This window comes from Eoetvoesiella sp. (assembly GCF_035555955.1).
In the GTDB taxonomy this organism is placed as follows: domain Bacteria; phylum Pseudomonadota; class Gammaproteobacteria; order Burkholderiales; family Burkholderiaceae_B; genus Eoetvoesia.
The window spans coordinates 16304-37210 of sequence record NZ_DATMGA010000054.1; the positions used below are offsets into that span (position 1 = coordinate 16304).

19 protein-coding genes are annotated in these 20907 nt (G+C 62.5%); 11 read left to right on the plus strand and 8 right to left on the minus strand.

The features are described from left to right. Positions 1-89: 89 nt before the first annotated feature. Genes VNT00_RS12960 through VNT00_RS12980 form a run of 5 tightly spaced genes read left to right on the plus strand, consistent with a single transcriptional unit; the run spans position 90 to position 5205 of the window. Positions 90-575: a MarR family winged helix-turn-helix transcriptional regulator gene (locus VNT00_RS12960; protein ID WP_325588097.1), complete on the plus strand. Its 486-nt coding sequence runs from the start codon at positions 90-92 to the stop codon at positions 573-575. Continuing rightward, positions 572-2629, plus strand: a complete 2058-nt coding sequence (locus VNT00_RS12965) for an FUSC family protein (RefSeq protein WP_325588098.1) — start codon at positions 572-574, stop codon at positions 2627-2629. Before VNT00_RS12960 ends, VNT00_RS12965 begins: the two co-directional genes overlap by 4 nt. Further along, on the plus strand, positions 2626-2847 hold the full coding sequence (locus tag VNT00_RS12970) for a DUF1656 domain-containing protein (protein WP_325588100.1): 222 nt from the start codon (positions 2626-2628) through the stop codon (positions 2845-2847). Before VNT00_RS12965 ends, VNT00_RS12970 begins: the two co-directional genes overlap by 4 nt. A 4-nt stretch (positions 2848-2851) precedes the next feature. Next, complete coding sequence (locus VNT00_RS12975) at positions 2852-3790, plus strand: HlyD family secretion protein (protein WP_325588102.1); 939 nt, start codon at positions 2852-2854, stop codon at positions 3788-3790. After that, positions 3787-5205 carry a TolC family protein gene (locus tag VNT00_RS12980; RefSeq protein WP_325588104.1) on the plus strand — a complete coding sequence of 473 codons (1419 nt, stop codon included), beginning with the start codon at positions 3787-3789 and terminating at the stop codon, positions 5203-5205. Before VNT00_RS12975 ends, VNT00_RS12980 begins: the two co-directional genes overlap by 4 nt. Here VNT00_RS12980 and VNT00_RS12985 read toward each other — a convergent pair. Both VNT00_RS12985 and VNT00_RS12990 read right to left on the minus strand, forming a co-directional pair. Further along, positions 5168-6862: a diguanylate cyclase domain-containing protein gene (locus VNT00_RS12985; protein WP_325588106.1), complete on the minus strand. Its 1695-nt coding sequence runs from the start codon at positions 6860-6862 to the stop codon at positions 5168-5170. The genes VNT00_RS12980 and VNT00_RS12985 overlap by 38 nt on opposite strands. A 52-nt stretch (positions 6863-6914) precedes the next feature. After that, complete coding sequence (locus VNT00_RS12990; protein ID WP_325588108.1) at positions 6915-7244, minus strand: DMT family transporter; 330 nt, start codon at positions 7242-7244, stop codon at positions 6915-6917. A 171-nt stretch (positions 7245-7415) separates the two neighbouring features. Between VNT00_RS12990 and VNT00_RS12995 the strand changes: the two genes are divergently transcribed. The 4 genes from VNT00_RS12995 (at position 7416) to VNT00_RS13010 (ending at position 11270) form a co-directional block, all read left to right on the plus strand. Then, positions 7416-8204, plus strand: coding sequence for an exodeoxyribonuclease III (locus tag VNT00_RS12995; RefSeq protein ID WP_325588109.1), 789 nt, complete (start codon positions 7416-7418; stop codon positions 8202-8204). A gap of 176 nt (positions 8205-8380) precedes the next feature. Next, positions 8381-9676 (plus strand): sensor domain-containing diguanylate cyclase, encoded by a 1296-nt coding sequence (locus tag VNT00_RS13000; RefSeq protein WP_325588110.1) that lies wholly within the window; start codon positions 8381-8383, stop codon positions 9674-9676. 96 nt (positions 9677-9772) lie between these two features. Next, a complete protein-coding gene (locus tag VNT00_RS13005) occupies positions 9773-10432 on the plus strand; it encodes a PadR family transcriptional regulator (protein ID WP_325588112.1) in 660 nt (219 codons plus the stop codon). 10 nt (positions 10433-10442) lie between these two features. After that, positions 10443-11270 (plus strand): siderophore-interacting protein, encoded by an 828-nt coding sequence (locus tag VNT00_RS13010; protein ID WP_325588114.1) that lies wholly within the window; start codon positions 10443-10445, stop codon positions 11268-11270. A gap of 11 nt (positions 11271-11281) precedes the next feature. Here the strand turns inward: VNT00_RS13010 and VNT00_RS13015 are convergent, their stop codons facing one another. From VNT00_RS13015 to VNT00_RS13030, 4 genes are all read right to left on the minus strand, one after another. Continuing rightward, a complete protein-coding gene (locus tag VNT00_RS13015; RefSeq protein WP_325588116.1) occupies positions 11282-12556 on the minus strand; it encodes a cytochrome c in 1275 nt (424 codons plus the stop codon). After that, on the minus strand, positions 12546-13106 hold the full coding sequence (locus tag VNT00_RS13020; RefSeq protein ID WP_325588118.1) for a (2Fe-2S)-binding protein: 561 nt from the start codon (positions 13104-13106) through the stop codon (positions 12546-12548). The genes VNT00_RS13015 and VNT00_RS13020 overlap by 11 nt, the downstream gene beginning before the upstream one ends. Beyond that, a complete protein-coding gene (locus VNT00_RS13025; RefSeq protein WP_325588120.1) occupies positions 13103-16009 on the minus strand; it encodes a xanthine dehydrogenase family protein molybdopterin-binding subunit in 2907 nt (968 codons plus the stop codon). Before VNT00_RS13025 ends, VNT00_RS13020 begins: the two co-directional genes overlap by 4 nt. A 174-nt stretch (positions 16010-16183) precedes the next feature. Then, a complete protein-coding gene (locus VNT00_RS13030) occupies positions 16184-17833 on the minus strand; it encodes a GGDEF domain-containing protein (protein ID WP_325588122.1) in 1650 nt (549 codons plus the stop codon). 214 nt (positions 17834-18047) lie between these two features. Here VNT00_RS13030 and VNT00_RS13035 point away from each other — a divergent pair, with 214 nt between their 5' ends. Further along, positions 18048-18725, plus strand: a complete 678-nt coding sequence (locus tag VNT00_RS13035; protein ID WP_325588124.1) for a transglutaminase-like domain-containing protein — start codon at positions 18048-18050, stop codon at positions 18723-18725. An 18-nt stretch (positions 18726-18743) separates the two neighbouring features. On the opposite strand, the gene VNT00_RS13040 is transcribed toward VNT00_RS13035, so the two are convergent. Together VNT00_RS13040 and VNT00_RS13045 are read right to left on the minus strand one after the other, a co-directional pair. Further along, complete coding sequence (locus tag VNT00_RS13040; RefSeq protein WP_325588126.1) at positions 18744-19541, minus strand: DODA-type extradiol aromatic ring-opening family dioxygenase; 798 nt, start codon at positions 19539-19541, stop codon at positions 18744-18746. Between the two features lie 294 nt (positions 19542-19835). Next, positions 19836-20243 carry a DoxX family protein gene (locus VNT00_RS13045; protein ID WP_325588128.1) on the minus strand — a complete coding sequence of 136 codons (408 nt, stop codon included), beginning with the start codon at positions 20241-20243 and terminating at the stop codon, positions 19836-19838. Between the two features lie 268 nt (positions 20244-20511). Here VNT00_RS13045 and pyrE point away from each other — a divergent pair. Next, positions 20512-20907, plus strand: a 396-nt coding sequence (pyrE, locus tag VNT00_RS13050) for an orotate phosphoribosyltransferase (protein WP_325588130.1), incomplete at its 3' end; no start/stop codon positions are given.

Genomic DNA, 20907 nt, shown 5'->3' on the forward strand with positions numbered 1-20907 from the left:
TTTTTATACTTATAGTTAGCAAGCTAATTAATAGCTAACTAACAAAAACCTTAACGAGCCGCGCGGGCCGCCGCGCGCATGAATCGCCCATGACACGCACCCATAGCCGTCCTTCCGATCCCGTCCTGATGGACGTGACGACCTCGCTGACCCGCATGAGCCGGGCCTACCGCCAGGCCGCCGACGGCTCCCTGGCCGAACTGGGTCTGTCGACGGCCACTGCCTGGCCGGTCGTGATAGTGGGCAGGATGGGCGACGGCGTGCGGCAGAAGGTGGTTGCGGAAGAGCTGGGCATCGAAGCGCCTTCGCTGGTGCGGCTGCTCGATCAACTGGAAGCCAATGGCTTTCTGGCGCGCAAGGACGACCCCGACGACCGCCGCGCCAAAACCTTGCATCTTACGAAGCTGGGCCGCACTGTCGTGGCGGACGTCGAGGCATTGCTGGTGGATCTTCGCCGCCGCATCTTCGACGGCGTGTCGCGTGAAGACGCCGATACCTTTTTGCGGGTGCTGGCCACGCTTAAATCAGGCCTGGCGGCCGAGGCCGGCAAGGCGGAGGTGAAGGCGGCAAAATGAAGTGGCCCACTCCCGGCGAGATGTTGTTCTCGGGTAAAAGCTATCTGGCGGCAATGCTGGCGCTTTATCTGGCGTACAGCATCGATCTGCCCAGGCCCTTCTGGGCGGCCACCACGGCCTACGTCGTGGTAACGCAGCCCTGGGTGGGAAGTGTGCGTTCCAAGGCGCTGTATCGTTTGTGCGGCACGTTTGTGGGTTCGGCCGCCACGGTGTTCATGGTGCCTCGCCTTAGTCAATCGCCCGAGCTGTTGACGCTGGCCATGGCAAGCTGGCTGGGGATTTGCCTGTACATTTCCTTGCTGGATCGCACACCACGTTCGTATGTCTTCATGCTGGCCGGCTATACGGCCGCCCTGATCGGCTTTCCTTCGGTAGTGCAGCCCGCCGATGTTTTCAATACCGCCGTGGCGCGGGTCGAAGAGATCAGCCTTGGCATCGTGTGCGCAACCTTTATCCATAGTGTGATACTTCCGAAAGGGATACGGCCCGTGGTGATGGCCGGGCTGGACAGGTCGCTGACCGACGCGCGAGCCTGGATAGGAGACGTCTTGCGCGGCATCGATATCGGTACGCGCGCCAAGGACAGGGGCCTGCTGGCCAACGACATTACCCAGTTGCGGCTGTTGTCCACCCACGTGCCTTTCGAGGTCGACAACCTGCGATGGTCCGCGCAAACCTTGCGGGCCCTGCAGAATCGCATTGTTGCTCTGACGCCGCTCATCTCGGCGGTCGAAGATCGTGTGCGCGCGTTTCAGTCCGATGGGCGCGAACTGCCGGGCGACCTGCGGCTCGTCATGTCCGGCCTTGCCCAATGGGTCGAGGCGGGAGCCGACGCCTCCCCGGAGCAATTGCGGGAAATACGCGAAACCCTGAGCCGCATCCTGGCGGAAATTCCGCCGCGGCCGGACTGGCATGACATGCTTGCGGCCAGCCTGGCAACCCGCTTGCGCGAGCTGGCGAAGACTTACGAGCAGTGTCTGCGTTTGCGCAGGCTCATCGACGCCGGCCGGCCAGCGGACGAAAAGCGCGTGGTGCGCCACAATGCCGCCAGGGTAGTGTTGCATCGGGATCGCGGCCTGGCGCTGTTGTCGGGCGCCGCGGCGGCGATCGCCATTGTCGAATGCTGTGCATTGTGGATACTGACCGGCTGGAAGGACGGCGCGACGGCCGCCATGATGGCGGCGGTGTTCAGCTGCCTGTTCTCGGTCATGGATAATCCCGTGCCGTTCATCCGCAGGTTCTTTGTGTTTACCGTGCTGTCCGCGCCGCTGTCCGCCCTGTATTTGCTGGTCATCCTGCCGACGGTCAATTCGTTCGAAATGCTGGTGCTGGTTTTGTTTCCGAGCTTCTTCGTCATCGGGTGCCTGATCCATAGGCCGGTGATCGCGTTGCAGGTGACGGCCGTCTTGTTCGGGCTGTTGGGAGCGCTGGCCTTGCAGGACGCGCATTCGGCGGATCTGATTTCATTTACCAACAGCATCATCGGGCAATTGGCGGGCACTGGCCTGGCGGCTGTCAATGCGGCCATTTTCCGCACCATCAGCGCCGAACGCGCCGCCGGCCGCATCCAAAAAGCCAACCGGCGGGATCTTGCCACGCTGGCCGGCCTCGATCGGCTGGCGCGCACCAATTCGTTCACCGCCCGCATCCTGGATCGAATCGGCCTGCTGCAATCGCGGCTGGCCATTACGCAACAGCCCGATGATGCGGGGGCATCCGACGCCATGCTGGATTTGCGGGTGGGGGCCGATATTGCCTTGCTGCAAAGGGTCAAGCTTCATTTGGCGCCGGAAAGCGGCAAAAAAATCCAGCATGTGCTGGATGAGCTGGCCGCCTATTTTCAGGGTGGCTCGAAGCAGCGGGATCGCGCGGCCGGCGTGTTGTTGAAAAAAGTGGACAGCGCCCTGGCCGACGTGGCGGGCATGTCGGCATCCGGTGCGCCCAAGGGGCGGGCGATGGTGGCGCTGGTCGGGATTCGGCGCGGGCTGTTCCCGCAGGCTATGGCGTATGAGGCCGGCGCGGGGCAGATGCAAATGAGGATGCAGTCATCATGATCGGCGAGTTGAATATTTACGGCATCTATGTGCCTTGGCTTTTGGTGCTGGGTACGGTAACGCTGTTCATCGTCAAGGTTGTCTCGGGCGCGTTGGCCCGGCTGGGGTTTTATCGTTTGGTATGGCATCCCGCGCTTTTCGATCTGGCGTTGTATGTCGTGCTGCTATTCGGCGTGTGGTCCGTTTTCCCACAGATTTATAAGTTTTTGATGGTTTAAAGAAATGAAGCTGCCGTTTCCCTTTCATCCCGCCGCCCTGGGCAGATTCGCCGTTACGGCCATCGTCGTGGCGGCGGCGGTTTGCGCCGGCTGGCGCTTGTGGGTTCATTACGAGGTCGAGCCCTGGACGCGCGATGGTCGCGTCAAGGCCTACGTCGTGAACGTGGCCCCGGATGTCGCGGGGCTGGTCGTGGCCGTGCCCGTGCACGATAACCAGGACGTCAAGGCGGGCGACGTCTTGTTCGAGATCGACCGCTCACGCTTTCAGCTTGCCTACGATCAGGCCCGTGCATCGATGCGCCAACAAGAGGCGGCGCGGGACCAGGCTGCCCGGGATGTGCGCCGCAATCGTTCATTGGGCGCCCTGGTTGCGGCCGAAGCCGTCGAGCAGAGCCAGGCCAGGCTCGCGCAGGCCGAGGCCGCGCTGGCCCAGTCCCAGGCGTTGCTCAATACCGCCAGGCTGAACCTGGATCGCAGCCGGGTCGTGGCCGTGGTCGACGGCCGCGTCACCAATCTGGATTTGCGCGCAGGCGATTATGTCAGCGCGGGCAAGCCTGTCATGGCCCTGATCGACGCTTCGTCGTTCTATGTCGAGGGCTACTTCGAGGAAACCAAGCTGGCCCGCATTCATCGCGGCGATCCGGTCGACGTTACCCTGATGGGGAATGCAAGCCCGATCCAGGGCACGGTTGAGAGCATTGCCTTGGGCATTGCCGACCGCGACCGCAGCACTGGCTCCGATCTGCTGCCCAACGTGAACCCCACTTTCAATTGGGTGCGCCTGGCGCAGCGCATTCCCGTGCGCGTAAGAATCGACAAGGTGCCCAGCGGCGTGCGTCTCGTAGCCGGGCAGACCGCCACCGTGGCCGTCAATGCGAACGACGGCGGTGGCGCGCGAGGGTTGGAGGCGGGGGCGGCGGATCGGCCGAAGGATGCATCATGAGGCGCCGCATTCTTTTGATGCCCTTGCTGGCGTTGGCGCTGGCCGGATGCGGCACGGTCGGGCCCGATTACAGCGTGCCGGATTCGGCGGTGGCCAGGCAGGCCGAAGTCTCTCGCCCGTTTACCGGGCAGAACGAGGCTCCCTACGAGCGGGCGCCCTTGCCCGGCAAGTGGTGGAAGCTCTATGACGATCCTGTGCTCGACGGGTTGATCGAAAAGGCCCTGGCCCGCAATACCGATCTGCGCGTTGCGCAGGCCAGTCTCGAGCATGCCCGGGCCGCGATGCGAGAGGTCCAGTCCCGGCAAAAGCCGTCGATCGGCGTCTCGGCTTCGCCCGCTTTTGGCCATGTATCGGGCTTGCAGGAATTGCAGCCCGATGTCAGCCCGCCCGATCAGTGGTCGTACAGCGCAGGGGGCAGCATTGCGTATCAAGTGGATCTGTTCGGCCAGATCCGCCGGGCCGTTGAAGCCTCGCGAGGCGACGAGCAGGCCGCGCAGGCGGCATACGACGCGGTGCGGGTCACCGTGGTGGCGGAAACCGCCCGCGCCTATGCCGACATGTGTTCGGCCGGTATGGAGCTGGCTTCGGCGCAAAAATCCGTTGCGATCCAGCGCGATTCGCTGGATGCGGTACAGCGCCTGGAACGGGCCGGGCGCGGCGCCAAGCTGGACGTTACCCGCGCCGGCAGCCAGCTGGAGCTCTTGAAGGCGGCGTTGCCGCCTTTCAAGGCGCGCCAGCGCACCGCGCTATATCGGCTTGCCGCTCTTACCGGCGTCGTGCCCGCGGCGATGCCGCCGTCCTTGCTCGAGTGCGCCGCGCCGCCGCGCTTGACCCGCGTCATTCCCGTCGGCGACGGCGCCGCGCTGTTGCGCCGACGCCCCGACATCCGCCAGGCGGAACGCCGGCTTGCGGCCAGTACCGCGCGCATAGGCGTGGCCATGGGCGATCTTTACCCCAGGATATCTCTCGGCTTGTCGGGCGCCAGCGCCGGGCCGTTCAATCTTGCCGGCGAGCCCGGCACGTTCAGCTGGAGCCTGGGGCCGCTGATTTCATGGACCTTGCCCAATAGCGGGGCGGCCCAGGCGCGCATCGCCCAGGCCAAGGCCGATGTGAAAGCCGATCTGGCCAGGTTCGATGCAAGCGTTCTGGGCGCCCTGCGCGAGACGGAAAGCGCCCTGGTCGTCTATGCCCGCGAGCTGGATAGGCAGGCGGCGCTGGCCGCGGCCCGGGATCGTGGCGCCGAGGCGGTGGGCCAGGCGCGCCGGCTGTTTGCGATGGGCAAGACGGATTATCTTGCCGTGCTGGATGCCCAGCGCACACTGGCCGGTACGGAAAGCGCCGTGGCGGCCTCGCAAGCGCAATTGAGCGATGACCAGATCAGTCTGTTTCTTGCCTTGGGAGGCGGCTGGCAGTGATCCATTGGGCGGTGGGCGCAGCGCCCAGGGATTCCGCCATGCTTTCCTCGAAGAAGCAGTACCCGTCCTTGCCCGTATGTTTGGCGCGGTACATGGCGATGTCGGCTTGCGACAGCAATTGCGAACCCGACGTTACGCTTTGGTGGAACAAGGCGATGCCTATCGATACGCTCAGGGTGAAGGTCTTGCCCCCGACTCGGTAGGGTTTGCCGATTTGCTCCAGGTAGTGCACTGCCGTTGCGGCCGCTTCGCCGCGCGCGTCGTCGAGTTCGGACAGCAGGACGATGAACTCGTCTCCGCCGAGGCGCGCGATCGTGTCGGTGTTCTTGCGGCCTTTTTGCAGGCGGCTTGCCACTTGGGTGAGCACGACATCGCCGGTTTTGTGGCCATGCCTGTCGTTGATTTCCTTGAATCCGTCCAGGTCGCAGAACAGGAGGGCGAACCGGGCGCCGTTGTGCGCGGCGCGATCCAGCGCGTGCTGCAGGCGGTCTTCCAGCATTGCCCGGTTGTACAGGCCCGTCAGAGAATCGTGGTGCGCCAGGAACGACAGGCGGATCTCGCTTTCCCGGAGTGCGGCTTCTTTTTCGGCAAGGCGTGTTACCAGATAGTTGAAGCCCAGCACCATGCTGCCGATTTCATCGTTGCGCTGCACCGGCAGCGGCTTGAGCTCGCGCTTGCCGTCGGCGATTTCCCGCATGGCCCGAGCCGTGCCGGTAAGCGGGCGCAGCATGCGTGGCAGTATCAGCAGCATGATCAGCAGGATTCCCGCCAGTCCCACCAGGCTTCCCTGGATGGCGAGCCGTTCCAGCAGCTGCAGCGGCAGGAATGCCTGCGCGGTGGGCAAGTGGGCCACGACGAACCAGTCCGTGCCCGGAACGCCGGCCGCCGCGGCCAGTTCTTCTTCGCCGTTGACATCGATGCTGATGCCGGTTGCGTGGTAGCCGGCCCAGGCCTGGTCGAGCAGCCTGTTCATGTTCTTGTCGCTGGGGGGCGTCGGCCGCGCGGTGTTGCTGGTGCCGATGATGGTGCGCTCTTTGGGTGAGACCAGCACCAGGCCGCCTGTATTGATGCCCGTGTCGTCCCGCAGGGCCTGGAGCAGGCCTGGAGCATCGAGTTTGAAGACTCCGGCCAGCACGGCGGCGCTGCGGTTTCCGGAATTGTTTACGGGGGCCGCGATGACGATGAACGGAGCGCCTTGCGCCGAGTTGCGGATGACCTTGCTGATGGCCGGCTCATTGGCTGCCAGGGCGGCGCGAAACCATTGAGGGTCGGGCAAGACTTCCGCCCGCGTTCCGCCGGGGCCCGGCAGGCTTTTTTCCAGGAACTCGCCGTCGGCATCCAGGAGCAGCAGTTCGTCCGCCAGCAGGGGGCTTATGCTGCGTCTTTCCTTGGCCCACTGCGTGAACTCCCGCGGCTTCAGCAGCAGAGAAGGCGGCAAGGCCTTGGCCAGGTGGGCGATGAGCTGGCGGCGGGCCTGGACGTGCTGGCCGATGTCGCGCGCCATATAGGTAGCCAGTGTGAATTGTTGTGCGGCGGCCTGCTGCCGCAGGTTTTCCTTGGTCAGCGGCAGCGCAATCCCGAAACGCAACGCAACACCCACGGCCAGCACGACGAGGCATAGCGCAACCATCCGGAATTTCAGGGATTGGAAGATCATGGGTGTAACGAATGCGGGGTTGGTCGATATGACATACGCCGACGATAGCGGTTCAGTGACCGGTGGTTTTGGAGAATACCTGGATCACGACAACACCCGAAATAATGAGCGCCATTCCAAGCATGGCCGGAACATCGAGGCTTTGCCTGAAAAACAGTGCTCCGATTATGGAAATCAATGCAATGCCCGCGCCGGACCAAATGGCATAGGCAACACCGACCGGAATGGTGCGCAGAGTGAGGGACAGGCAATAAAACGCGGCGGCGTATCCGACGACCACGAGCACCGAAGGCGCCGGGCGCGCAAAGCCCTCCGAGGCTTTCAGGGCCGAAGTGGCAATGACCTCGCAGAGGATGGCGATGGTCAGGTAGACCCAGTTCATGTTGTGCCTTTCCTTGCTCGCTGGCGAAATAGCGTAATAATACCGGTCTTGCGCGGCAGCGGGTAGCGGAGCACATGATAGCGCGCCTCGGCGCGCGGGTTTGTTTATTGACTCGAATTGCGTTAGCCTTGCCCAAACCCGCTTTTTGCTTTGCTTTCGGAAACACAATTCATGCTCAAGGTCATATCCGCCAATTTGAATGGCATCCGTTCCGCCGCCAACAAGGGTTTCCTTCCCTGGGCGGCCGAGCAAAATGCCGACTTCATCTGCATGCAGGAACTCAAGGCCCAGGCGGCCGACATGACCCCCGCCATGCTGGGCTTTCCTGAACGCCACGGCTATTTTCACTATGCCGAAAAAAAGGGCTATAGCGGGGTGGGCATCTATGCGCGCCAGGAACCGCTGCGCGTCATAGAAGGCCTGGGCGTGCCGGAAATCGATGCGGAAGGCCGCTATCTGGAGCTGGTTTACGACGATTTGTCGCTGATATCGCTCTACCTGCCGTCGGGCTCCAGCGGGGATCACCGCCAGGCCGCCAAGTTCAGTTTCATGGAGCATTTTTTCGGCCATCTGGCCGAACTGGCAGGCAGCGGACGCCAGGTACTGTTGTGCGGCGACTGGAACATCGCCCACAAGGAAATCGACCTCAAGAACTGGAAGGGCAATCTCAAGAACAGCGGCTTCCTGCCCGAAGAGCGCGCCTGGCTCACAAAAGTGTTCGACGAACTGGGTTGGGTGGATGTATACCGGCGTCTGCATCCCGATGCGACCGGCGAAGCCTACACATGGTGGAGCAATCGCGGCCAGGCCAGAGCCAACAACGTGGGCTGGCGCATCGATTACCAGATCGCCACGCCGGGCATCGCGGCAACGGCCAAGCGGGCGTCCATATACAAGGAGGCATGGTTCAGCGACCATGCGCCGCTGACCATCGAGTACGACTGGGCCCTGCGCAAATGAAAGTTCAAGGAATGTAAAGCCAGCCATATGCCGCCGCGTTTTTCGGATAATATCGAGATATAAAGAAAAAAACAGGGCGGCTAATGAGTTTGCGTCGAAAGAGTACCTCCCGGTCATGCAACGAGCCCACGACGGATCCCTCTGAAGAAACGAGTGCAGACGGCGATGCGCAGGACATGACGCGCACTGCCTACGAAAGCGAGCGGTTGGCGTTGGCCATCGAGGGCAGCGGCACGGGTATCTGGGATCGCAACGTCCAGACGGATGAAATTTATTATTCAACCGACTGGAAAGCCATGCTGGGCTTTAAAGAAGACGAGGTCAGCGGGCGGATGGCCGAAAGCTATACGCGGGTTCATCCCGACGACATCGCCTACGTCAAAAGAACCATCCAGGATCACTTCGACCGCAAGACTCCTTACTACGAGGTGGAGCATCGCCTGCGATGCAAGGATGGCAGCTACAAATGGGTGTGCAGCCGCGGCAAAGTGGTGAGCCGCGACAGCGAGGGCAATCCGTTGCGCATGGTGGGAACCACGACCGACGTGACCTCCATGCACGAGATCTCCGAGCAACTGCACAATACGGTTCAACTGCTTACCAGTCTTACCAATGAAGTGCCGGGCCTGGTGTTTCAGTACCATCTGCAGCCGGACGGAAGAGGGCGTTTTTCCTATGCCAGCGCGGGCATCGAGGACATCTACGAATTGTCGCCGCTCGAAGTGGCTGACAGCGTGGCGGTGCTGGATCGCCTTATCCACCCCGAAGACTTGTATTCCTACCACGCTTCGCTGCGGACATCGGCGGCTTGCCTGGCGCCCTGGCATTGCGAGTATCGCGTCATACTGCCGCGTCAGGGCCTGCGCTGGCGCCAGGGCGATGCAAAGCCTCAACGGCTGGACGATGGCAGCACGCTGTGGCATGGCTTCATCACCGACATCACGGCCCGCAAGAACATCGAAGCCGAGCTGCATAAATTCGCCACCACCGATTTCCTGACCCAACTGGCCAACCGCCGGCATTTCATGGTGCAGGTCGAGGCCGAACTGGCGCGGCTGCGGCACGACAAATCCAGGCCGGCCGCAATCCTCATGATCGACCTGGATCATTTCAAGGCCATCAACGACAGGTGGGGGCATGCGCTTGGCGACAAGGCGCTAAGGCATTTTTCAGCGGTTCTCAGCAATCATCTGCGCGAGACCGACGTGGCTGGCCGGATTGGCGGCGAGGAATTCGCCGTCATGCTGCGCGCCGCGGGTTTCACGCAGGCCGAGAGCTTTGCGCAGCGCCTGCAGCACCATCTGCGCAATTCGCCCCTGATCGAAGACGGGCAGCATGTGGACATGACGGTGAGCGTCGGGATTTCGGTCATGAATCCCACGGACGCCACCGCCGACGATTCCATTTTCCGTAGCGACAGGGCGCTGTACCAGGCCAAAAACAGCGGACGCGACCGCATCGAACGCGCCTGAGGGCGCCGCCATCTTTTTCTTGACTTCCCGAGAGAAAGTCTATATCTTACGATATATCGTAAAACATATCGTAAGATGAAAAAAGAGAAAATTCCTATGCAAGACAACTCATTTCCCCATCGGGGGCGCGGCCAGGCTTTTTCGTCCGGAAGACTCGCGGCGGGCCATGGGCGGGGCGGCCGGCCGTCGGACGACTGGGACGGCATGGGCGGCGGTGGCGGGCGGCTTACCCGCGGCCGCAAGTTCGGCGCGGACGAATTGCAGCTCATGCTGCTGGCCCTGCTGAAAGAACGCCCCGGCCACGGCTACGAGTTCATCAAAGAACTGCAGGCCCAGTCCAACGGCTTTTACAGCCCCAGCCCGGGCATGGTGTATCCTGCACTGACCTATCTTGAAGAATTGGGCTATGTCACCGTCGAGGCCCATGGCAACCGCAAGCTGTACCACCTGGCCGAGCCCGGCCGCCTGTACCTGGATGCCAACCGGGAGCGCGCCGAACTGTTGTTCGCGGGGCTGAAGCATGCGGCACGTAAAATGGCATGGGTGAAGCAGGCATGGAACAACGAATCCGACCCCGAGGCGCTGGAAGCCACGGGCTGGCTGCCCGAATTCGTCGAGGCGCGACGCGCCATGAAAGCCGCGCTGCTGCGGCGCACCGACGCTACGCCCGAAGAACAACGCCGGATTACCGTGATTTTAAAGCGGGCCACCTGTGAAATACTGGGTGAAGAAGCTTCGCCCGCAGACCAGGCTTAGGAGCAAATGAATGACGACTTCAATTAAACACACCCGGCTTGAAGTGGAAAAAGTGCGGCACCCGCTCAAGTCGCGGCTTCTGCAGGTGCGGCGCAAGGTGCAGCTTACACCCTACCTTGTGCGCATCACGCTGGGCGGCGACGATCTGTCCGATTTCGTATCGGCGTCGTTCGATGACCACGTAAAGATATTCCTGCCTCCGGCGCCTGGCGAAAAACCCGTATTGTCGGTGCCCGGACCACAGGGCCCGGTGTTTCCCGAAGGGCAGCCCAAGCCCATAGCGCGCGACTACACGCCGCGCCGCTACGATCCCGAGGCCAAGGAACTGGACATCGAGTTCGTGCTGCATGGACACGGCCCGGCGGCTTCCTGGGCGGCCCAGGCCACCGAGGGCCAATACCTGGGAATAGGCGGCCCGCGCGGCTCTTTCGTCATTCCCGTGGAGTTCGACTGGCATCTGCTCATCGGCGACGAAACCGCCCTGCCGGCCATTGGACGCCGGCTTGCCGAACTGCCCCGGGGCAAGCGGGTTCTGGCCATTATCGAAACCGAGCACCCCAATGCCCATATCAAGTTCGATACCCGCGCCGACCTTACTTTGCAGTGGGTGCAGGGCGTGGCGGGCCAGGCCGACGGCCTGAGTCCCCTCGAGCGCGTGGTGCACCGGCTGCAGTTGCCCGACGGCGACGGCTATGTCTGGGCCGCGGGTGAATATTCATCCATACACGGTATACGCCAGCACCTGGTCAACGAGCGCGGGCTGGATAAATCCCGCATCCGCGCCGCCAGCTATTGGCGCCGCAGCGCGGGTAAATCGCACGAAGTCTTCGACGACTGACCCGAACCCCGTTACTTTGGTTTGCGTACCGAGGCCACGTCGCCGGGCTGTACATCGGCCTTGAGGCCGCCGAAGCTGGCGCGCAAATAGTTCGCCAGCTCGGCGACCTGCTGGTCGTTCAGCTTTGTGTCGAAGCCCGGCATCGCCTGGCGGCCTTGATTGCCGGGGAACTGCTTGGCGGAAACCCCCGCCAGGATGACCCGGATGAGGTTGTGCGGCTGTTCGTTGCGTACCGTGGAATTGCCGTGCAGTGCGACGGTGACATTGGGCTTGCCCTGGCCGTTGGCGGAATGGCAGCCGGCGCACAAGGCCAGATACAAAGGCCTGCCGGCGGCAATGACTTTCTCTGTTCCGGGGGCCGGGCCGGCCTGCGCGGGCAGGGCGGCAGGGGACAAGGGCGTGTCGCCTGTCAGGTAGCGAACCAATGCCTTGTTGTCGGCCTGCGTCAGGTGCTGAGTGCTGTAATGCACGACGTCGTGCATCTCGCCGTATGCCGACCCCTGCGGCGCAATGCCGAACGCCAGGAAGTGCTGCAGGTCGGCCGTGGTCCAGCCTCGGGCGGCCAGTTGTCCGGGGGTAATGCCCACTGCGTGGATGTCGCCCAGGTCGCCACCCTGCAAGGTTTTGCCCAGGGTTAGCTGACCCAGCGCGCCGCGCGGCGTGTGGCATTCGGTACAGTGGCCCAGCCCATTGGCCAGGTATTTTCCGCGGACCCATTCGTCGGAACTGCCGCTCGATGCGTCGGGAAGGGAGTTGCGCAGGAACAGGAAGTTCCAGCCGCGCAATAGCGCGCGTATGTTGAAGGGGAAAGGAACGTCATTGGCCCGGTTGGCAACGGGAACCGGCGCAAGGCTGCGCAGGTAGGCGAAAATGGCATCGCTGTCGGCCCGGCTTATGCTTCGGTAGCTGGTGTAGGGCATGGCCGGGTAAACGGGGTGTCCCGGCGCGATGCCGTCATGCAATACCCTGTAGAAATCGGCCGAGCTCCACGAGCCGATGCCATGTTTCTTGTCGGGCGTGATGTTGGATCCGTATATGGTGCCGAACGGCGTGGCGATGGGAACGCCGCCGGCAAATGGGGCCCCGTCCTTGCTGGTGTGGCAGGCCGTGCAGTCGGCGGCCATTGCCAAGTATTTGCCGCGGGCGATCAACTGGGCCGGGATCGGCGTGTCGGCCTGATCGATTGCCGCGGTCTTGTAGCTGGGGTCCAGCACGCCCGACAGCACTATGCCGGCGCCGACCACGATGATCACGGCAATTCCCCATGCCAGAGTCTTAGCTTTCATGCGGCCTCTCCTTGGTCAGGCCCGGCGTGCTCAATATGACTTCCTTGACGGCCTGGTAATAGCGCACATAGCCGGTGCAGCGGCAAAGATGGTCGTTGAGCGCGTCGGTCACCACGGTTTCCACGTCGGCTTTGTCGATGGGCTGCCGCTTGAGTTTTTCGACGAGCACCGTCGCGGCATTGACGAAGCCCGGCGTGCAGTAGCCGCACTGGAAGCTGTAGAAATCCAGGAATTTCTGCTGGATGGGCGACAGTTCCTTGATGTTGCCCGATTCGTCCCGGCTTGCATGGCCCTCGATGGTGCGCAATTTGCGGCCGGCAAAATAGCCCACCCCGGTAATACAGGTGCGGATTTCCTCGCTGGTGCCGTCGTCGTGGTCCAGGATGACCGCGCAAGCGCGGCAGACACCCTGCCCGCATCCCAGCCGCGTGCCCGTCAGGTTGGCGTACTCGTGCAGAAAATCAAGCATCATCAGGCTTTCCGGGACGTCGAACGGCCCGACCAGAACACCATTGATCGTCATGGACACGGGAGTTTTCGTCAGACTCATGCCAGCGCCTCCTGGATTTTTTCTGGGGTGACGGGCAGCGTATAAAAGCGCTTGCCCGTGGCATGCGCGATGCCGTTGACGATTGCCGCCGCAATGGGAATCATGACCACTTCGCCCATGCCTTTGGGGGGATCGCTTTCGGACAGGGGCGGCAGGACTTCAGCGGTTTGCGTCCATACGGCCACCTCTTTGGAGCGGGGAAGATGGTAGCGATTGAAGTTCCAGGTGCCGTTGCCCGGCCCCTGTTCGTACAAGGGCAGGTATTCGTACAAGGCATGGCCTATGCCCATGGCTATGCCGCCCTGGATTTGGCCCGACACGAGTTCGGGAGATATTTGATTGCCGCATTCGATGACGGAATGGTGGTTGAGCAGTTCGACCTGGCCGCTGCCCCGGTTTACGGCCACCTCGGCCACGGTAGCCATGGCCGAGTAGTACGTGACGCCGGCGTTGTTGCGTTGTACGGGCGGGTAATAAACGGCGCTGCGGTTGACCACGCGGTATTGTCCCGGCGTCGCGCTGACCGTGGATATGGCCGGTCCGGCTCCGGAATCCGCGGCGTGCAGGGCCGTGGCGGTGTCCGGGCCGTTCGGCGGGGCAGGGGGCGGCGCGGCACTCGGCCCTTTTGCGCCGTGGCACAGGGCCAGGGCATCCAGCGGCAGGCGTTCTGTTTCGCCGCCGATGCTGAAATCGGCTTCGGCCCATTGCCAGCGGTTGAAGGCGTGCACCACCGCGCCCACGACCAGCCCGAGCTCGTGGGCTTTTCGGGCCAGTTGGGCAAGGCCGAGGCCCTGCATGCCCGCTGCGGTAAGCAGTCCGTTTTCCCAGTGCGCATCCTCGATGCGGACGGTGTAGGGGGCGGCCTGGCCGCCGCCGGTATTGCTGCCCCAGATGGCCATTGCCGCGGGCCACAAGCCGTGCCGGAACACCAGGCGGCTTGCCTCGCGCGTGGTGTGCGTGTAGTAGTACGCCGAGTTCGACGCGCTGGCGGGCGATGCATAGGCCGGTGTCCAAAGGGGGTTGGCCGCCAGCTTGTCCTGGTCTTCCTGGCTGGTCAAATAGGGGTCGCCGCTGGTGACGATGGGCAGGTCCGGCCAGTCGGTGATGGCATAGCCGACGTCGGTGGCCGGCGAGCCCAGCCATTTTGCACAGGCGATGGCCTGGGAGGTGCTCATGCCGGTGCCGATCTCGGTGCCCGTGTGGCGCAGCAGGATCTTCCCGTCGGGGGAGATCTCGACCTTGGCCAGCGATGATTCCGCGCCGGTGCCGAAATCCTTTTGCACGCAGGCGAACCCTACGCCATACATTTTCCCCGGATTCTGCGCTTCGAATTCGGCCTTGCGCTTTACGCGCTCGGTCCAGATGGGGTGCTGCCTGGCTTTCTCGATGACTTCGTCGGCCCGCACCGCGCCTGCCGGAATGGCGCCCTGGGTGTTCTTCATTCCGGTTTTCAGGACATTTTTAAGGCGAAATTCAATGGGGTCGATATTGAGCTGCTGCGCCAGCTCGTCGACCAGCAGCTCCATCGACGCCATGGATTGCAGGGTGCCGTAGCCGCGCGCCGAGCCGGCATCCACCGCGCGCGTGGCATCGGCCCGGGCGGTCAGGTCGGACTTTGGAACGTAATAGATGGTTTGCGCGGCGGTGGCCCCCACCATGGCCACCGACGGCGAGAAGTTGCAGCGGCCTCCGCCGTTGGCGACCAGGTCGCCGGCCAGCGACTGGATCAGGCCTGTCTTGCGGTCGATGGCGATTTTGTAATCGATGTCGAAGGCGTGGCGCTTGAGGGAAGTCTGGAATTGTTCGTATCGGTCGTTGGCGATGCGCACGGGCCGGTTGTCGCCGTACAGAGCGCAGGCTATGCCGTAGAAGGGCATGTTCGCGTGGTCCTTGGAACCGTAGCCAACGGTATAACAGGGATGGAGAATGAGTTTCCTGATGGCGAATTTGGTTTTCGCCAGCATGGCGGCCGCGGTTTCGGCGACTTCGCTGGGCGATTGCGTGGGCACGACCATGTGCATGGTTTGTTCGGCGGTGTCGTACCAGCAATTGGCATTGTCCGGCTCCATGGCGGCGGTGTCCACGGACTGGGTCTGGTATTTGCGTTCCAGGACCAGCCAGTCCTCGGGCGGGCTTTCCAGTTGCTTGCGCAGTTGGCCGGCGTGGAACATGCCTTCCTCGCCCAAGGTGCCGTGGTCTTTGCCGTCGGGCCAGACCGGCAGGTGCTTGCGCATCTGGCTGGGAAAGACGGGAGCATCCTGGAGGCTGGAAAATACGTCTTTGTCGAAAGGGGTTTTGCCGCCTATGCGCACGTAGCGGAACGTGCCCCACGGGTCGCGCTCGAGCGGGCCCGTCTTGGCGCCGTATTTGATGATGTCGGTCTGGAACTGGAGCGTGTTTTTCGCCATGCGAAAACGCGCGAAATCGTGAAAAATAAGTATGGCGACCGCGTGCCCCAGGTAGGCCGGTGTCTTGCCCGCGGGCAGCAGCATGTCTTCGCCGTAGAAGTCGGTGAAGGCCACGCCGTCGCGCTGAAGATCGTCGGCGGTCACCACCCGGTCGGGCGCCAGCTGTTTGCCCAGGCGCGCCAGGTCGAAGCTTTCGTACAGCGCATCGGCGCGCGTGGCGCGCAGTATCAGGGCGTGGCTTTGATGATCGGGCCAATGCGGCAGGTCGCGGGCGCGGATGTCGCGCGCAAAAATCTTCGAGCCCGTGACCTTGCTGATACCGTCGACGCGGAATCGCGCTTTGGCGTGCGCCGGATCCCAGGAAATAGGGGTGAGGTGCTTTTGGTCGAACAGGGCCGCGTAGGCCGGAGACGCAAAGGGCGCGATGTAGGCCGTAATGCCCGCGATGGTCGTTGCTTTAAGAAACTGGCGGCGCGAGAGGCTGGGGGTGTCCATAGTTCCTTCCTGGCGTGGCATGGCGGCAACCCTTGTAAACAGGAAGGCGCCAGCACTGTTGATGAAGCTACCGTACTCTTGCTGGATTCCGATTCAGGTTTCAAGCATACGCCGATCACGGCGCTGTCGCTACCTGGGCAATGAAGGGGTCAGCGCGAAAGACGCGGCGGGCCGTCAGGCTTCAAGCGCCGCTTCGACCGTGGTGTCGTCGAAGAAATGGACGCGGTTCTTGCCGGTGCGCTTGGCGTGGTACATGGCAATGTCCGCCTGGGACAGCAGTTTGGAGCTGCTGTCGGATGGGTTGCGGGAAATCGTTATCCCTATCGAGGCGCTTAGCGTAAACGTGTGGTCGTTGATGGTGAAAGGCTCCTGGACGACCTCCAGAAGTCGCATTGCCGCGCAGGCGGCATCCTCGCGGGCGTTTTCTATGTTGGCCAGCAGTATGACGAACTCGTCTCCGCCCAGGCGGGCGACCGTATCGGACGGTCTGGATTCCTGCCGGAAAAGGGTGGCCATGCGAATGAGGGCGCTATCGCCTACCTCGTGGCCGTGAACGTCGTTGATGTGTTTGAAACCATCCAGGTCGCAAAAAAACAAGGCGAAAGGCTTGCCGCCCCGCTCCAGTTCGCTCAACGCCTTTTGGATGCGCTGCTCCAGCATGGCCCTGTTGCACAGGCCTGTCAGCGGGTCATGGTGCGCCAGGAACGACAGACGGGTTTCGCTGGCGCGAAGCTCGGATTCTTTTTCGCGCAGACGTGTGACCATGTAATTGAAGCCTTGTATGAAACTGCCTATCTCGTCCTTTTGCGAGCCTGCCAGGGGCAGCAGTTCGCGTTTTCCGTCGGCGATTTCCCGCATGGCCTTGGTGGTGCCCGTAACCGGGTACAGCAAGCGTGAAACAATGAAGAAGATAGCCGTCAAGAGAAGGACGGCGCCAAAGACGCTGCCCTGAAGGGCTGCCTTTTTCAGGCTATGGATGGGTTGGAGCGCTTCGGAGGCCAGCATGTGCGCCACTACGAACCAGTCGCTGCGGGGAACGGAGGCAATGGCTTCCAGCTCTTCTTCGCCTTTTGCGTTGACCGCCACGCCGGCCCCCCGATAGCCGGCAACGGCGCGGTCGTACAGCAGGTTGGCGCCTGGGGCGGGGGTGGGCTTGAGCACCATGGCCGGATCGCTGGAGCCGATGTACCGATGGATGCCAGGCGAGACCAGCAGCAACCCGCCGGTCTTGCCGATGGGATTCTTGGGGGCGTTTTGCTGCGCACCCAACGATGGCAGGGAGAACACGCCGGCCAGCATGGCAACGACATGCCGCGAGGCGTCTCGCACCGGGCTTGCGATGACGAGGTTTGAACCGACAAGCGCGGGTCCGTATTCCCGTTGGTCCTGTGCCGATCGTTCCGGATTCATGGCTTGCTGAAACCACGCGTCTTTGGCAAATGAGTGAGGGCTGAATGCCGGGCCCAGGGGCATGCTGTGCAGTTTTATGTTGCCGTCAAGATCGAGCAGCAGCAGGTTGTCGGCGGCGCGCAAGCCGTCGGCATTATTGTTGCTGGAGACCCACTCGGCGAACCTGTCGGGTTTCAGCAGGGCGTCGGGCGGCATGGTTCGGGCCAGATGCCCGACCAGTTGGCGGCGCATGTCCAGCTGCTGCCCAATATCGCGGGCGACATACGAGGCGAATGCCAGTTGCTGGGTCGAGACCAGGTCCTGGATTTGTTGTTGCGTGTAGGGAAGAACGACGGCAAAGCGCAGTATTGCGCTGGCCGCCAGCGCAATGCAGCCGATCAGGACGAGACGAAATTTCAGAGTCTGGAAGACCATGGTCTGCGGCTGCGCCGATCGTCAACGGAGGTGTTTTATTCTTGGCATGTCATACGGTCAGAGGAGCTGAGGGCGCATCCATGATCATTGCTACAGAGTGTAAAAGTAAACTGTATTCAACGCTATGGCGTCAAGAACTTTTTGGGACGAAGCCGCCGTGAGCCGCCGATTAGGTATTATGCTTGAGTTGAATAGCCGTATTTCAGGAGTCATCATGTCCGATCCATCCCTTGCGCCGACCACCCTTATCGACAGCGACAATCCCGAGGTCATTGCCTTTGCGCGGCAGCACGATTCCGGAGACACCCCGCGCGAACGCGCCGTGGCGCTGTATTACGCGGTGCGGGACGGTTTTCGCTACGACCCGTATCAAATTGATTTTTCCGTCGAGGGCATGAGGGCCAGCAGCGTCCTGACCAAAAAATACGGCTGGTGCGTGCCGAAAGCCGCACTGCTGGCCGCCGCCTGCCGGGCGGTGGGCATCCCAGCGAAAGTGGGCTATGCCGACGTGCGCAACCACATGAGCACCGAGCGTATGCGCCAGATGATGAAGACCGACGTATACATGTGGCATGGCTATACCGACATCCTGCTGGACGGCGTATGGCGCAAGGCCACGCCGGCTTTCAATATCGAGCTGTGCGACCGCTTCGGCCTGCTGCCGCTCGAGTTCGACGGACGTGAAGACTCCATCTATCACCCCTACGACAAGTCGGGCAACCGGCATATGGAATACGTGCGCCAGCGGGGCAGCTTTTACGATATGCCGCTCGATGAAATGCTGGCCGACTTCAAAAAGTACTACCCGTTCTGGGTGGATCAGTCGTCGGCCATCCATACGGCGGACTTCATGCAGGATGTCGCGCGCGAGCAGGATACCAGCGCCTGCTAGCGGTAGCCCCCCGTGGCCCTAGCCAAACCTGAAGCTGGACGCCGTGATGTTGGCGAATGTGCCGGTGTCGTGATACACACAGACCGCCGGATCGTTTTCGGCGGCGCCCGCAGCAACCATCAGCGGGACAAGATGGTCTTCGCGGGGATGCGCGCGCCGCGCGGCGGGTGCGTTTTCCCAGTTTTCAAGCTGTTCCAGGCGCTGCTCGACAGGGCCTTGCACGATGGCCTGCTGCAGCCAGGCGTCGAACTGGGCCGAGGGCACGGCGCCTGTGCTGCGGATTTCCCGCAGATTGTGGTAGCTCAGGCCGCTGCCGATAATCAGGATTCCTTCGTCGCGCAGCGGGGCCAGGGCGCGCCCCAGCGCAATATGCAATTGCGGGCTGAAGTGGGTTTCGATGGATAGCTGGACGAGAGGAATGTCGGCGTCGGGATACATGACGGCCATGGGAACAAAGGCCCCGTGGTCGAACCCGCGCTGCGCATCCAGCGCATAGGGCAGGCCGGCTTCCTGCAGCAGTTGCGCCGTGCGCTCGGTCAGGGCCGCGCTGCCCGGCGCCGGATACTGGATGGTGTAGGTATGCTCGGGAAAGCCGTAGTAGTCGTACAGCATGGGCGGCTTGGGGTTGGACATGAGCAGGAATCCGCCGTCGGCCTCCCAGTGCGCCGAAACCATGAGTATGGCGGCGGGCTTGCGGCTGAGCTGCCCGGGTATTTCCTGCAGCGAACGGGTCAGCAAGGCGTACATTTGCCGCGCCTCGGGCATGTAAGGCCACGGCCCTCCCCCGTGGGAAATAAAATAGACGGGCATTTTCATGATGGGCCTTGCAGTAGCGTGATTTCGAAGGCGCCGGGATCCGCGCCTGCCGGCAAATTGTACTGCGGGAATCCGGGTTTTTTGCCGCCGGGCCGCCCCAAGGCAAAAAAGCGCCCCTTCGGGGGGCAGCAAGCCGCGTTAGCGGCGCAGCGTGGGGGCCTTTCCTCCCGCCGGGCCGCCCCAAGGCAAAAAACGCCCCCTGGGGGGGCAGCAAGCCGCGTTAGCGGCGCAGCGTGGGGGTATTTTTTGCGGCCGGCCCGGCCGCGAAGGCCGGGTGCGGATGGCGCGGGAAGGTCAGGCGGCTTTGCTGCGGCTGCCGTCCAGGCTCCAGGAGCCGGGGCCGGCGAAGATGATGTAGAACATGATGAAGCACAGCAGGATGGCGGTTTCGCCGCCGTTGAGGATGGGCAGGAAGAATATGCCGCTGGGCGCTACGTGGCCGATGAAGTAGGCAGCGGCGCCGAAGCCCGATCCGATGAACGCGGCGGGGCGGGTGAACAGGCCGATGATGAGCAGCACGCCGACGATCAGTTCGATGATGCCGGCCACGCCCAATAGTGAAAACAGGGGCAGGTTGTCGAACATGGCGATGTGCGGAACGTGGAAGAGTTTGGCCAGGCCGTGCCAAAGCAGCACGTAGCCAGTGACGATGCGCAGGATGGCAAGTATGCGGGGGGTCCAGGTGGTGCAGGCGTTGTTCATGGTTGTCCTCTTGAGTTGTGGTGCATGGGGTGCAAAACCAAGCCAGGGCGGTACATAAACAGGATGACGAAGCGGTGCGCCGGGCCGAAATGGCGTTGGCGCGGGTCGTCCAGACCAATGATGACCTGGTGCCAAAAGTGTATCGGAGTTTTGGGCGAAAATATACGGATTGTCGAAGTTTGCCGTGAACAGGCCTGCCACGCGTGGCGGCCGTGGGCGGTTATGTCCGATAATATGGTTTTTCCACCCCGAATCAATGAGTTCTCATATGGCCGCATCCACCTCTACCCGCACCGATTTTGTCCGTTTCGCTCTGGAACAAGGAGTTTTGCGCTTTGGCCAGTTCAAGGTGAAGTCGGGGCGCATCAGCCCCTACTTTTTCAATGCGGGGCTGTTCAACAAAGGGGTGTCGGTGGGGCGTCTGGCGAAGTTCTATGCGCAGGCCCTGGTGGATTCGGGCATCGAGTTCGACATGCTGTTCGGGCCCGCCTACAAGGGCATCCCGCTGGTCACGACCACTTCGGTCGCGCTCGCCGACCAGTACAGCCGCGACGTGCCTTGGGCGTTCAACCGCAAGGAGGCCAAGGATCATGGCGAAGGCGGCAATATCGTCGGCGCGCCGCTGCGTGGCCGGGTCTTGATCGTGGACGACGTGATCACCGCG